At 65.7% G+C, this 12,069-nt stretch carries 11 protein-coding genes; 9 read left to right on the top strand and 2 right to left on the bottom strand.

Features of this window, described 5'->3' with window-relative positions:
- The first annotated feature begins 23 nt into the window (after positions 1 to 23).
- The 3 genes from C7411_RS32605 to C7411_RS32595 are packed head-to-tail and all read left to right on the top strand — an operon-like array spanning position 24 to position 3,230.
- Positions 24 to 992 carry a substrate-binding domain-containing protein gene (locus C7411_RS32605; RefSeq protein ID WP_110388241.1) on the top strand — a complete coding sequence of 323 codons (969 nt, stop codon included), beginning with the start codon at positions 24 to 26 and terminating at the stop codon, positions 990 to 992.
- Between the two features lie 14 nt (positions 993 to 1,006).
- Positions 1,007 to 2,056, top strand: coding sequence for a sugar phosphate isomerase/epimerase family protein (locus C7411_RS32600; protein WP_110388240.1), 1,050 nt, complete (start codon positions 1,007 to 1,009; stop codon positions 2,054 to 2,056).
- A 25-nt stretch (positions 2,057 to 2,081) separates the two neighbouring features.
- Positions 2,082 to 3,230: a Gfo/Idh/MocA family protein gene (locus C7411_RS32595; RefSeq protein WP_243413423.1), complete on the top strand. Its 1,149-nt coding sequence runs from the start codon at positions 2,082 to 2,084 to the stop codon at positions 3,228 to 3,230.
- A gap of 30 nt (positions 3,231 to 3,260) precedes the next feature.
- Here C7411_RS32595 and C7411_RS32590 read toward each other — a convergent pair whose 3' ends face one another.
- Together C7411_RS32590 and C7411_RS32585 are read right to left on the bottom strand one after the other, a co-directional pair.
- Entirely contained in the window at positions 3,261 to 4,427 is a 1,167-nt protein-coding gene (locus C7411_RS32590) for an ABC transporter substrate-binding protein (RefSeq protein ID WP_110388238.1), read from the bottom strand.
- 98 nt (positions 4,428 to 4,525) lie between these two features.
- Positions 4,526 to 5,467, bottom strand: a complete 942-nt coding sequence (locus C7411_RS32585) for a CysB family HTH-type transcriptional regulator (protein WP_042268755.1) — start codon at positions 5,465 to 5,467, stop codon at positions 4,526 to 4,528.
- 248 nt (positions 5,468 to 5,715) lie between these two features.
- Here C7411_RS32585 and C7411_RS32580 point away from each other — a divergent pair, with 248 nt between their 5' ends.
- The 6 genes from C7411_RS32580 to cobA all read left to right on the top strand — a co-directional run bounded on the left by C7411_RS32580 (position 5,716) and on the right by cobA (position 12,004).
- On the top strand, positions 5,716 to 7,395 hold the full coding sequence (locus C7411_RS32580; RefSeq protein ID WP_110388237.1) for a nitrite/sulfite reductase: 1,680 nt from the start codon (positions 5,716 to 5,718) through the stop codon (positions 7,393 to 7,395).
- Between the two features lie 42 nt (positions 7,396 to 7,437).
- Positions 7,438 to 7,983, top strand: coding sequence for a DUF934 domain-containing protein (locus C7411_RS32575; protein WP_110388236.1), 546 nt, complete (start codon positions 7,438 to 7,440; stop codon positions 7,981 to 7,983).
- Positions 7,980 to 8,759, top strand: a complete 780-nt coding sequence (locus C7411_RS32570) for a phosphoadenylyl-sulfate reductase (RefSeq protein WP_110388235.1) — start codon at positions 7,980 to 7,982, stop codon at positions 8,757 to 8,759. The genes C7411_RS32575 and C7411_RS32570 overlap by 4 nt, the downstream gene beginning before the upstream one ends.
- 99 nt (positions 8,760 to 8,858) lie before the next feature.
- The gene (gene cysD, locus C7411_RS32565) at positions 8,859 to 9,821 is read left to right on the top strand and encodes a sulfate adenylyltransferase subunit CysD (RefSeq protein ID WP_110388234.1); all 963 of its coding nucleotides are present in this window, start codon (positions 8,859 to 8,861) and stop codon (positions 9,819 to 9,821) included.
- Between the two features lie 26 nt (positions 9,822 to 9,847).
- Entirely contained in the window at positions 9,848 to 11,176 is a 1,329-nt protein-coding gene (locus tag C7411_RS32560) for a sulfate adenylyltransferase subunit 1 (RefSeq protein ID WP_110388233.1), read from the top strand.
- A 54-nt stretch (positions 11,177 to 11,230) separates the two neighbouring features.
- The gene (gene cobA, locus C7411_RS32555) at positions 11,231 to 12,004 is read left to right on the top strand and encodes a uroporphyrinogen-III C-methyltransferase (RefSeq protein ID WP_110388276.1); all 774 of its coding nucleotides are present in this window, start codon (positions 11,231 to 11,233) and stop codon (positions 12,002 to 12,004) included.
- Positions 12,005 to 12,069 lie beyond the last annotated feature (65 nt).

Below are 12,069 nucleotides of genomic sequence, written 5' to 3'. Positions count from 1 at the left end.
AAGGACGAAAAGGAGACGGCATCATGAAGAAGATGATTCGAACGATGTGTGCGGGCGCGCTCGCGCTTGGCGTAGCGGCGACCTTCGGTGCGGGCGCGGCGCGCGCCGACGACAAGGTCACGCTGGGCGTGGCGATTCCCACGGCCGACCATGGGTTCACCGGTGGCATTGTCTGGTGGGCGAACGAGGCGAAGAAGGATCTCGAAAAGGCGCACCCGGACCTCAAGGTCATCGTCAAGACGGCGGCGAACGCGCCCGATCAGGCGAACCAGCTGCAGGACCTCGTGACGGTCAACAAGATCAACGCGCTCGTGATCTTCCCGTATGAATCGGCGTCGCTTACGCAGCCGGTTGCGCAGGTGAAGAAGCAGGGCGTGTACGTGACGGTGGTCGATCGCGGCCTGACCGACACGAGCGCGCAGGATGCCTACGTTGCGGGCGACAACACGGCGTTCGGCAGGATTCCCGCTGAATACCTCGCGAAGCAGCTGGGCGGCAAGGGCGACATCGTCGCGCTGCGCGGCATTCCGACGACGCTCGACAACGAGCGCTGGACTGCGTTCACGTCGGTGATGAAGAACTATCCGGGCATCAGGATCCTCGACGCCAAGTACGCGAACTGGAACCGCGACGACGCGTTCCGCACGATGCAGGACTACCTCACGCGCTTCAAGCACATCGACGCCGTCTGGGCTGCCGACGACGACATGGCCGTGGGGGTGCTCAAGGCGATCGATCAGGCGAAGCGCAACGACATCAGGATCGTGTTCGGCGGCGCAGGTTCGAAGGAGATGGTCAAGCGCGTGATGGACGGCGATCCACTCATCAAGGCCGATGTGTCGTATTCGCCGAAGTTCATCTACGACGCGATCAAGCTCACGGCCGAAGCCCGCTTGCAGGGCAAGTCGCTGCCGCCCACCACGATCATTCCTTCGGTGCTCATCACCAAAGAGAATGCGAAGCAGTTCTACTTCCCCGATTCGCCTTTCTGAGGACAGGTCTTGCGATGAAGACGATCAAGGGCCCAGCGATTTTCCTCGCGCAGTTTCTCGGCGACGACGCGCCGTTCGACAGCTTCGCGCACATGGCCGGTTGGGCGGCCCAGCTCGGCTACAAGGGCATCCAGGTGCCCGCGGATGCGCGCCTCGTCGATCTCGCGCAGGCCGCCTCGAGCGTGGCGTACTGCGACGACCTGCGCCAGCAGGCCGACGACGCGGGCGTGACGATCACCGAGCTGTCCACGCATCTGCAAGGGCAACTCGTGGCCGTGCATCCCGCCTACGACACGCTGTTCGACGGCTTCGCGCCGCCGCAGGTGCGGGGAGACCGCGAAGCGCGCACGGCATGGGCCATCGAGCAGTTGATGCTGGCTGCGCGCGCCTCGAAGAATCTGGGGCTTGGCGCACACGTGACGTTTTCGGGCGCGCTCGCCTGGCCGTATGTCTATCCGTGGCCGCAGCGTCCGGCGGGTCTCGTCGAAACCGCCTTCGACGAACTCGCGCGCCGCTGGCGGCCGATTCTCGACGCGTTCGATGCGGCGGGCGTGGACGTCTGCTACGAACTGCATCCGGGCGAGGACCTGCACGACGGCGTGACGTTCGAGCGCTTTCTTGCGGCGGTGGGCGATCATCCCCGCGCGAACATCCTCTACGACCCGAGCCACTTCGTGCTGCAGCAGCTCGATTACCTGGCGTTCATCGACATCTATCACGCGCGTATCAAGGCCTTTCATGTGAAGGATGCGGAATTCCGCCCCACGGGCAAGCAAGGCGTGTACGGAGGCTACAGCGGATGGGTCGAGCGCGCCGGGCGCTTCCGGTCACTCGGCGACGGGCAGATCGACTTCGGCGCGATCTTCTCGAAGCTCACGCAGTACGACTATCCGGGCTGGGCGGTGCTCGAATGGGAGTGCGCGCTCAAGCATCCGCACGACGGCGCGCGCGAAGGCGCCGATTTCATCAGGCGGCACCTCATCCGCGTGGCCGGGCACGCGTTCGACGACTTCGCGGGCAGCGGCGTCGATGCGGCGCAGGTGAAGGGCGTGCTGGGCCTCTGAACGCGACTCTCGCAGGAGACACGCAATGACACGAAGACTCAGGCTCGGGATGGTCGGCGGCGGCGAGGGCGCGTTTATCGGCGCCGTGCACCGCATCGCGGCGCGGCTTGACGATAGTTTCGAACTCGTCGCCGGCGCACTGTCGTCCGATGCGGCGCGCGCGCAGTCGAGCGCCGAGGCACTTGGCCTCGCGCGCAGCTATGACCACTGGCGCGAGATGGCGAGCGTGGAAGGCGCGCGCGAGGATGGCATCGACGCGGTGGCCATCGTCACGCCGAACCATCTGCACGCGCCGGTGGCGCACGCGTTCATGGAGGCGGGCATTCACGTGATCTGCGACAAGCCGCTCGCGGTCTCGCTCGCCGAGGGCGAAGCGCTCGCGCAACACGCGCGCGACGCGAATCTCGTGTTCGCGCTCACGCATACGTATTCGGGCTATCCGCTCGTGCGGCATGCGCGTGAACGGGTCGAGGCGGGTGAGATTGGCGAAGTACGCATCGTGCAGGTCGAGTACGCGCAGGACTGGCTCGCCACTCCCGTCGAGACGAGCGGCGCGAACCGTCAGGCCATGTGGCGCACCGATCCGGCGCTCGCGGGGCCGGCGGGGTGTCTGGGCGACATCGGCACGCATGCCTGGCAGCTGGCGGCGTTCGTGAGTGGGCTCGTGCCGGAAGCCCTCGCGGCAGAAGTGCATACCTTCGTGCCCGGCCGGCGCGTGGACGATCATGTGCAGGCCATGCTGCGCTACGCCAACGGCGCGCGCGGCATGCTGTGGGCAAGCCAGGTGGCGAGCGGGGCGGAGAACGCGTTGCGGCTGCGCGTATATGGCACGAAGGCGAGCCTCGCGTTCGATCAGGAGGAGCCAAACGTGCTGTGGTACACGCCCCAGGGCGGCGAGGCGCAGCGCCTCACGCGCGGCCGCGTGACAGGGGCCGCCGCACGGCACGCCACGCGCGTGCCGCCGGGGCATCCGGAAGGCTATCTGGAGGCGTTCGCGCAGCTCTATCGCGATGCTGCCGTGCAGATCCTCGCGCGCGAGGCCGGCGAGCCCGCGCCACCCGAGAGCCGGCTGCTGACGACGGTCGACGACGGCGTGGAAGGGCTGCGCTTTATCGAGGCCGTGCTGGCGAGCAGCGCGGCGGGCGGTGCCTGGCGCAGCATCGTGCGGCCGTGACCGGCCATTCGGATGAATTGAGCGAAGAGGCTACTGCCCCAGATACACGAACTTGCCCCCGCGCACCGTGCCCATCACGCTCGCGCGCTGGTCGAGGCCTACGTGGTCCGTCGGGCTCGTGTTCACCATGCCGTTGGGCACGACCACTTCGTGCGCGTGCTCCAGCTCGCTGCGCAACGCCACGCGGAACGCCTCCGTGCCCGGCTGCGCGGTCTTGAGCGCGCGGGCAACCGCGTCCTGCAGGCGCGGGTACACGCCAGCCGCGTCGCCTGCGAATTGCGTGACCGTGCCCGGGCCGTACTTCGCCTCATAGGCATCGACGAAGGCGAGCGCCGCCTTTTGCGCCGGCTGGTCGGCGGGCAGCGTGCGCGCCACTACTACGGGCTGGGTCGGGAACAGGGTGCCTTCCACGTCCTTGCCGCCCAGCTTGATGAATTCAGGCGTGGCAATGCCGTGCGTCTGGTAGATCGGCCCCTTGTAGCCGCGCTCGATCAGCGTGCGTTGCGGCAGCACGGTCGGCGTGCCTGCGCCGGCAATCAGCATGGCGTCGGGTCTGGCCGACATCAGCTTGAGGATCTGGCCCGTCACGCTCGCGTCGGTTCGGTTGTAGCGCTCGGTCGCGACGATCTGGATGTTGCGCTCCTTCGCGTACTTCGTGAATTCGTTGAGCCAGCTGTCGCCGTAGCTGTCGGCAAAGCCGATGAAGCCCACCGTCTTCACACCGTGCGCGGCCATGTAGCGCGTCATGACGTCGGCCATCGCGGCATCGGTCTGCGCCATCTTGAAGGCCCACACGCGCGCGCCCTGCTGCGGCTCGACCACCGAGCCCGAGCCGACCAGCGTGATCATCGGCGTCTTGCCTTGCGCCACCGGGTCGAGCGCCGCGAGGGCCGCCGGCGTGATATTCGGCCCGACGATCACGTCCACGTGATCTTCGTTGATGAGCTTGTGGATGTTGCGCACGGCGGCCCCCGGGTCCGAGCCGTCGTCTAGCACGATGTAGTCGGCCTTTTGTCCCGCGATCGTGTCGGGCCACATCAGCATGGCGTTCTTGCTCGTGATGCCGATGGCGGCGGCCGGTCCCGTGCTCGACAGGTCGATGCCGACCTTGATGTCGGCGTGGGCCGCCGGTGCGAAAGTGGCAGCGGCAAGGGCGGCGGCCACGACGAGCGGGCGCAGGAAGGAATGCGGCTTCATCCGTTAAGTCTCCAGGCGAAAAGTAAAGCGAGAAGTGATGTTGTTGTAATGCGGATTTTGTCTGTTGATTCTTCCGGCGCCGATCCTGCATTGGCCCGCTACAGCTCGTAAGTCTCGTGCTCACCCTTGAGCGCCTGCTCGATCAGCTTGCGGTTCAGGCTCGGCGAAAGCAGTTCGACGAGCGTATAGACATAGCTGCGCAGGTAAGCACCCTGTTTGAGCGCGACGCGCGTGACGTTGCTGCCGAACAGATGCCCCACGGGCACGGCGCGCAAGTGCCGGTCGCGCTCGGCGTTGAAGGCGATGTCCGCCATGATCCCCACGCCCAGGCCCAGTTCGACATAGGTCTTGATCACGTCGGCGTCGATGGCTTCCAGCACGATGTCGGGCGAGAGGCCGCGCAGGCGGAACGCGTCGTTGATCTTGGTACGCCCGGCGAACGCATTGTCGTAGGTGATCAGCGGATATTGGGCCAGATCGTCGAGCGAAAGCGGCTTGCGCTCGAGCAGCGGATGGTCGGGCGGCATCACCGCCACGTGATGCCACGTGAAGCAGGGCAGCGACACCAGTTCCTTGTAGCCCGAGATCGCCTCGGTCGCGATGCACAGATCGGCCTGGTCATGGAGCACCATTTCCGCGACCTGCGTGGGGCTGCCTTGCAGGATCGACAGGTGCACCTTCGGAAAGCGCCGCTTGAACTCGGCGATGGCGGCGGGCAGCGAGTAGCGCGCCTGCGTGTGCGTGGCGGCGATGGTAAGGTTGCCCTGGTCCTGCGCCGCGTAGTCCTTGCCCACGCGCTTGAGGCTCTCCACCTCCTGCAGAATGCGCTCCACCGAGGCGAGGATGATCCGGCCTGGTTCGGTGAGCGAGCGCACACGCTTGCCGTGACGTGTAAAGATTTCGACCCCAAGCTCATCCTCCAGCTCGATGATCGCCTTCGAGACGCCCGGCTGGCTCGTATACAGTGCCTTGGCCGCTTCCGTGAGGTTGAAGTTCTGGCGTACCGCCTCGCGCACGAAGCGGAACTGGTGCAGGTTCATAGATAACCCTTATAACCTGTTTGCATATCGACCTGATTTTTGAGTCGTTTGAAATATAAAGCGAGTTTATTACCATTCCTCCAACTTTTCCAATATGGATATCTGTTTTGGTCATTAGCAAATGACCGGCGCGATTGAAGGCGCGGCCGCCTTGCAGGAGGCAGGACAGAGCGGAAAGAGCGAAGTCGAGAAGTCGGAGCGCGGCGTAACCGGAACGCCGCGATTGAACCAAACCCTGGGGTCCCCGAATGTACCAATACGATCAGTACGACCAGACCATCGTCGACGAACGCGTCGCGCAATACAGCGACCAGGTTCGCCGCCGCCTGTCGGGCGAATTGAGCGAAGAAGAGTTCCGTCCGCTGCGCCTGCAAAACGGCCTGTATTACCAGCGCCACGCCTACATGCACCGCATCGCGATTCCGTACGGCAACCTGCGCAGCGACCAGCTCCGCATGCTCGCCACGATCGCGCGCGAGCACGACCGCGGCTACGGCCACTTCTCGACGCGCTCGAACATCCAGTACAACTGGATCAAGCTCGAAGAGACGCCGGAAATCCTGCGCAAGCTGGCTTCGGTGCAGATGCACGGCATCCAGACGTCGGGCAACTGCATCCGCAACATCACCGCCGACCAGTTCGCGGGCGTCGCGCCCGACGAAGTCGTCGATCCGCGCCCGTGGTCCGAAATCCTGCGCCAGTGGTCGACGTTCCATCCCGAATTCGCGTGGCTGCCGCGCAAGTTCAAGATCGCCGTTTCCGGCACGAAGGAAGACCGCGCCGCCGTGCAGATCCACGATCTGGGCGTCTACCTCGACCGTAACGAGAAGGGCGAAATCGTCGCGAGCATCCTCGCAGGCGGCGGCCTCGGCCGCACGCCCATCGTCGGCGCCATCATCAAGCGCGACCTGCCGTGGCAGCACCTGCTGACCTACTGCGAAGCCGTGCTGCGCGTGTACAACCGCTACGGCCGCCGCGACAACATGTACAAGGCGCGCATCAAGATCCTCGTGAAGGCGCTCTCGCCCGCGAAGTTCGCCGAGCAGGTCGAAGAAGAATGGCAGCACCTGAAGGACGGCCCCTCGACGCTCACGCAGGAAGAAGTCGACCGCGTCTCGCAGTATTTCGCGCCGCCGGCATATGACAAGCTCGCCGACACGGATACGTCGTACGAAACGCATCTGCTCGAAAACCGCGCGTTCGCGCGCTGGGTCGAGCGCAACGTGCGCCCGCACCGTGTGCCGGGATACGCGTCGGTCACGCTCTCGCTCAAGCCGCGCGACATCGCGCCGGGCGACGCCACCGACGCGCAGATGGACGCCGTGGCCGACTGGGCCGACGAATACTCGTTCGGCCAGATCCGCGTCTCGCACGAGCAGAACCTGATCCTCGCCGATGTGAAGAAGCGCGACCTGTACGCGCTGTGGGAAAAGGCGAAGGCACAGGGTTTCGCGACCGCGAACATTGGCCTGTTGACCGACATCATCGCGTGCCCGGGCGGCGACTTCTGCTCGCTCGCCAATGCGAAGTCGATCCCCATCGCGCTGGCCATTCAGGAGCGCTTCGACAACCTCGATTTCGTCTACGATCTCGGCGACCTGTCGCTTAACATCTCGGGTTGCATGAACTCGTGCGGTCACCACCACGTCGGCAACATCGGCATTCTGGGCGTCGACAAGGACGGCTCGGAGTGGTACCAGGTGTCGCTCGGCGGCGAGCAGGGCAACGGCGCCAATGGCGCGCGCCTTGGCCGCGTGATCGGACCGTCGTTCTCGGCGGAAGAGATGCCCGACGTGATCCAGAAGGTGGTCGACACGTTCGTCGAGCTGCGCATCGACGGCGAGCGCTTCATCGACACGTACGACCGCGTCGGCATCGCGCCGTTCAAGGAGCGCGTGTACGCATCGCGCCAGCCGGCCCACGCCTGAAGAACGCAACTGAAGCACGCAACGAGATACGGGATTCGAGCAATGGCATTGATCATCAAAAAACGCGAAATCGTTGAAGACAACTGGCAAGTCGTGCGTGCGGCCGAGGACGGCGCATTGCCCGAGGTCGCCGCGCTGCCCGCGGGCAAGGTGCTGGTTCCGCTCGCTTACTGGCAGGCGCAACGCGACGCGCTTCTCGCTTCGCGCGGCAAGGACGAACTCGGCGTATGGCTCGCGCCGGACAGCGAACCGGCCGATATTGCCGCAGACTTCGACAAGCTTGCGGTGATCGGCGTGGACTTCCCCGTGTTCCGCGACGGCCGCGGCTTCTCGATCGGCCGCCTGCTGCGCGAGCGCTATGGCTACAAGGGCGAACTGCGCGCGATCGGCGACGTGCTGCGCGATCAGCTGCGCTTTCACGAGCGCTGCGGCTTCGATGCGTTCGCCGTGCGCGCCGACAAGGACATCCACGACGCGCTGAAGGCGTTCACGGAGTTCACGGTGCAGTACCAGGGCGCATTCGACGAGCCGTCGCCGCTGTTCCGCCGCCGTCTGGCTCGACAAGCGCAACAAGGTTCGGCAGCATGACGATCGACGCAACCCCGGTCGCGCACGAAATCACGGCCGAACTGCAGGCGAAGATCGGGCGCCTCGACGCGCTGCTCGATTCGATCGCGGCGCGTCACGCCGACGTGAAGCTGGCCAGCAGCCTCGCAGCCGAAGACATGCTGCTCACGCACGCGATTCTTTCGCGCGGCGTGAAAATCGGCATCTTCTCGCTGAACACCGGCCGCCTGCACGCCGAAACGCTGGGCATGATCGACGTGGTGCGCGAGCGCTACGGCTACGAGATCGAGCAGTTTCATCCGCAACAGGATGCGGTGGACGAATACGCCGCCCAGCACGGCCTGAACGCGTTCTACGAGAGCGTCGATCTGCGCAAGCGCTGCTGCGAAATCCGCAAGGTCGAGCCGCTGAACCGCGCGCTCTCAAACGTTTCCGCATGGGTCACGGGTCAGCGCCGCGAGCAGTCGGTCACGCGCGCAGAGCTGCACGAGGAGGAACGCGACGAAGCGCGCAGTATCGACAAGTTCAATCCGCTCGCGGACTGGACCGAAGCCGAAGTCTGGGCCTACCTGCGCGCCAATGACGTGCCCGTGAACCCGCTGCACGCGCGCGGCTACCCGAGCATCGGCTGCGAGCCCTGTACGCGCGCCATCCGTCCCGGCGAGGACAGCCGCGCGGGCCGCTGGTGGTGGGAATCGCGCGACACGAAGGAATGTGGCTTGCACATCACGTCCGTGTCGGCTATTCCGGTCGTCGAAGTGTCGTCCGATGTGTCGTCAATCAGCCAGGCGAACTAAGATTCAGGCTTGTCGCGCCGTCGTGAAGACCGGCGCGCTACCGCATACCGAGTACTGCGCGCCCCGTAAAAAGGGCGCGAATCAACGAAGGATCCGAACATGAGCACCACGCTCGACTCAGCAGTGAACGCGCCGCTCCAGGTCACGGCGAACCGCATGGACCATCTCGACTGGCTCGAAGCCGAGTCGATCCACATCCTGCGTGAACTCGTCGCCGAATGCAGCAAGCCGGCGCTGCTGTTCTCGGGCGGCAAGGACTCGGTCGTCGTGCTGGCGCTCGCACTCAAGGCGTTTGGCCTCGGCGCGAACCGCAAGACCACGCTGCCATTCCCGCTCGTGCACATCGACACGGGCCACAACTACGAGGAAGTGATCGACTTCCGCGATCGCCGCGCAGCCGAAATCGGCGCGGAACTCGTAGTCGGTCACGTGGAAGATTCGATCAGGAAGGGTACCGTGCGCCTGCGCCGCGAAACCGATTCGCGCAACGCCGCGCAAGCGGTCACGCTGCTGGAAACCATCGAGGAATACGGCTACACCGCGATGATCGGCGGTGCGCGCCGCGACGAAGAGAAGGCCCGCGCGAAGGAGCGCATCTTCTCGTTCCGCGACGAATTCGGCCAGTGGGACCCGAAAGCGCAGCGCCCGGAACTCTGGAGCCTGTACAACGCGCGCCTGCACAAGGGCGAGCACCTGCGCGTGTTCCCGATCTCGAACTGGACGGAACTCGATGTGTGGCAATACATCGAGCGCGAGAAGCTCGAGCTGCCGTCGATCTACTACGCGCACCAGCGCGAGATCGTGCGCCGCAACGGCCTGCTTGTGCCGGTCACGCCGCTCACGCCGATGAAGGAAGGCGAGGTCAGCGAAATGGCGCAGGTGCGTTTTCGCACCGTGGGCGACATCAGCTGCACGTGCCCGGTGGCGAGCGACGCCGACAGCGTCGAGAAGATCATCGCCGAGACGGCCGTGACCGAGATCACGGAACGCGGTGCGACGCGCATGGACGACCAGGCGTCGGAAGCCGCGATGGAACAGCGCAAGAAGCAGGGTTATTTCTAAAGAGCACGCAAGAGGAAAGATTAGACATGGTTCGCATCGAGCAAAACGCGCATCAACCTGAAGACCTCGGCGTGCTGCGCTTCATCACGGCGGGCAGCGTGGACGACGGCAAGAGCACACTGATCGGCCGCCTGCTGTACGACAGCAAGGCTGTTCTGAGCGATCAGCTCTCCGCGCTTTCGCGTGCGAAGAACAAGCGCACGGTGGGCGACGAGATCGATCTGTCGCTGCTCACCGACGGCCTCGAAGCCGAGCGCGAGCAGGGCATCACGATCGACGTGGCGTATCGCTACTTCGCCACGGCCAGGCGCAAGTTCATCATCGCCGACACGCCGGGCCACGAGCAGTACACGCGCAACATGGTGACGGGCGCCTCCACGGCGCACGCCGCGATCATCCTGATCGACCCCACGCGCGTGACGGTCGAGAACGGCGTGACGCAACTGCTGCCGCAAACCAAGCGCCACAGCGCCATCGTCAAGCTGCTGGGCCTGCAGCACGTGATCGTCGCGATCAACAAGATGGATCTCGTCGACTACAGCGAATCGACGTTCAATCTGATCCGCGAAGCCTATGTCGCGCTCACGCGCCAGCTCGGCCTCAACGACGTGCGTTTCGTGCCGGTTTCGGCGCTCAAGGGCGACAACATCGTGGCTGCGAGCGAGCGTATGCCGTGGTACGCGGGCGAGCCGCTCCTCGACGTGCTCGAACAACTGCCGGTCGCGCAGGCCACGGGCGAAGCGCTGCGCTTCCCGGTGCAGTGGGTCGCGCGCCAGGACGGCTCCAGCGCCGACGACTTCCGCGGCTACATGGGCCGTGTCGAAGCGGGCGAAGTGAAGCTCGGCGACGCCATCTCGGTGCTGCCGGCCGGCCGCAGCGCAACGGTCGCCGAAATCATCGCGCCGGTGACGGGCGGCACGGCGCAGGTCGACCGCGCGTTCGCGGGCCAGACCGTCACGATCCGTCTCGCCGAGGACGTGGACGTTTCGCGCGGCGATACCTTCGTGCCTGCGGCCGATGCCGTGCAACCCGCGAAGAAGCTCGAAGCGGACCTCTGCTGGTTCGACGACGAGCCGCTCTCGCCGCAGCGCAAGTACCTGCTCAAGCAGACCACGAGCACGGTGTTCGCGAAGGTCGGCGCGGTCAAGCAGGTGCTCGACGTGCATACGCTCTCGCACGCCACCGACCGCCACGAACTCGCGATGAACGATATCGGCCGCGTGGCGCTTTCGCTGCAGAAGCCGCTCGTCTGCGACCTGTATGATGCGAATCCTGGCACCGGCGCATTCGTGCTGATTGACGAGGCGACGCATCACACGGTGGCCGCGGGCATGATCCGCGCGTTCCCGGCGTAAGGCGCTGCGCGAGATTGCGGCCGCGCGCGGACGCAACCAATGGATTCGAAGCAAATGGGCAAGGTATATCTGATCGGCGCGGGACCGGGCGCAGCGGACCTCATCACGGTGCGCGGCGCGCGGCTGCTCGCGCGCGCCGACGTCGTGCTGCACGACGCGCTCGTCGAGCCGGCCATGCTCGAGTACGCGCCGCCGACCGCGAAGTTCATCGCGGTCGGCAAGCGCTGCGGGCAGCGCTCCACGGCGCAGCACTTCATCAACAAGCAACTCGTCGACGCGGCGCGCGAGCACGCCGTGGTCGTGCGCCTGAAGGGCGGCGACCCGATGCTGTTCGGCCGTGCCGACGAGGAGATGCGCGCGCTCGAAGCGGCCGGCATCGAATTCGAAATCGTGCCGGGCATCACGGCGGCGCTGGCTAGCGCGGCGACGCTGCAACGCTCGCTCACGCTGCGCGGTGTGGCGCGCAGCGTTGCGCTCGCCACGTATTCGCGCGCGGCGGGCAGCGAAGCAATTCGCGAGCAGGTCAACGCCGATTCGCTCGTGTTCTACATGGGCCGCGACAGCGCGCCCGAGATCGCGTGCCAGCTGATCGAGGCGGGCCGCGCGGGCGCGACGCCCGTGGCGATCGTCGAAGCCTGCAGTACCGCGCGCGAGCGCACGCTCACGCTGACACTGGCCGGTCTCGCAGCGGGTGAGGCGCAGGACTGGCTCGACCCGGTGCAGCCGAGCCTGCTCATGATCGGCGATGCGTTCGCCAAACGCTCAGGGCACGCGCAACGCGAAGACGAAGCGCAGGACGACCATCGGGGCCGCCGCGCCGCGGCCTGAAGCGCCACGCGAAAAAGGGCGGCAAAGCAAAACGGGCTCGCTGAAAGGCGAGCCCGCTTTTTTAT

Source organism: Paraburkholderia silvatlantica (assembly GCF_003096715.1).
Classification (GTDB): Bacteria; Pseudomonadota; Gammaproteobacteria; order Burkholderiales; family Burkholderiaceae; genus Paraburkholderia; species Paraburkholderia silvatlantica.
The sequence above is the reverse complement of the archived record's forward strand: the minus strand, read 5'-3'. Positions and strand labels throughout refer to the sequence as shown.

Coding starts and splice junctions, on each gene's coding strand:
- C7411_RS32605 (WP_110388241.1), top strand. CDS start 24: ATGAAGAAGATGATTCGAACGATGTGTGCGGGCGCGCTCGCGCTTGGC.
- C7411_RS32600 (WP_110388240.1), top strand. CDS start 1,007: ATGAAGACGATCAAGGGCCCAGCGATTTTCCTCGCGCAGTTTCTCGGC.
- C7411_RS32595 (WP_243413423.1), top strand. CDS start 2,082: ATGACACGAAGACTCAGGCTCGGGATGGTCGGCGGCGGCGAGGGCGCG.
- C7411_RS32590 (WP_110388238.1), bottom strand. CDS start 4,427: ATGAAGCCGCATTCCTTCCTGCGCCCGCTCGTCGTGGCCGCCGCCCTT.
- C7411_RS32585 (WP_042268755.1), bottom strand. CDS start 5,467: ATGAACCTGCACCAGTTCCGCTTCGTGCGCGAGGCGGTACGCCAGAAC.
- C7411_RS32580 (WP_110388237.1), top strand. CDS start 5,716: ATGTACCAATACGATCAGTACGACCAGACCATCGTCGACGAACGCGTC.
- C7411_RS32575 (WP_110388236.1), top strand. CDS start 7,438: ATGGCATTGATCATCAAAAAACGCGAAATCGTTGAAGACAACTGGCAA.
- C7411_RS32570 (WP_110388235.1), top strand. CDS start 7,980: ATGACGATCGACGCAACCCCGGTCGCGCACGAAATCACGGCCGAACTG.
- cysD (WP_110388234.1), top strand. CDS start 8,859: ATGAGCACCACGCTCGACTCAGCAGTGAACGCGCCGCTCCAGGTCACG.
- C7411_RS32560 (WP_110388233.1), top strand. CDS start 9,848: ATGGTTCGCATCGAGCAAAACGCGCATCAACCTGAAGACCTCGGCGTG.
- cobA (WP_110388276.1), top strand. CDS start 11,231: ATGGGCAAGGTATATCTGATCGGCGCGGGACCGGGCGCAGCGGACCTC.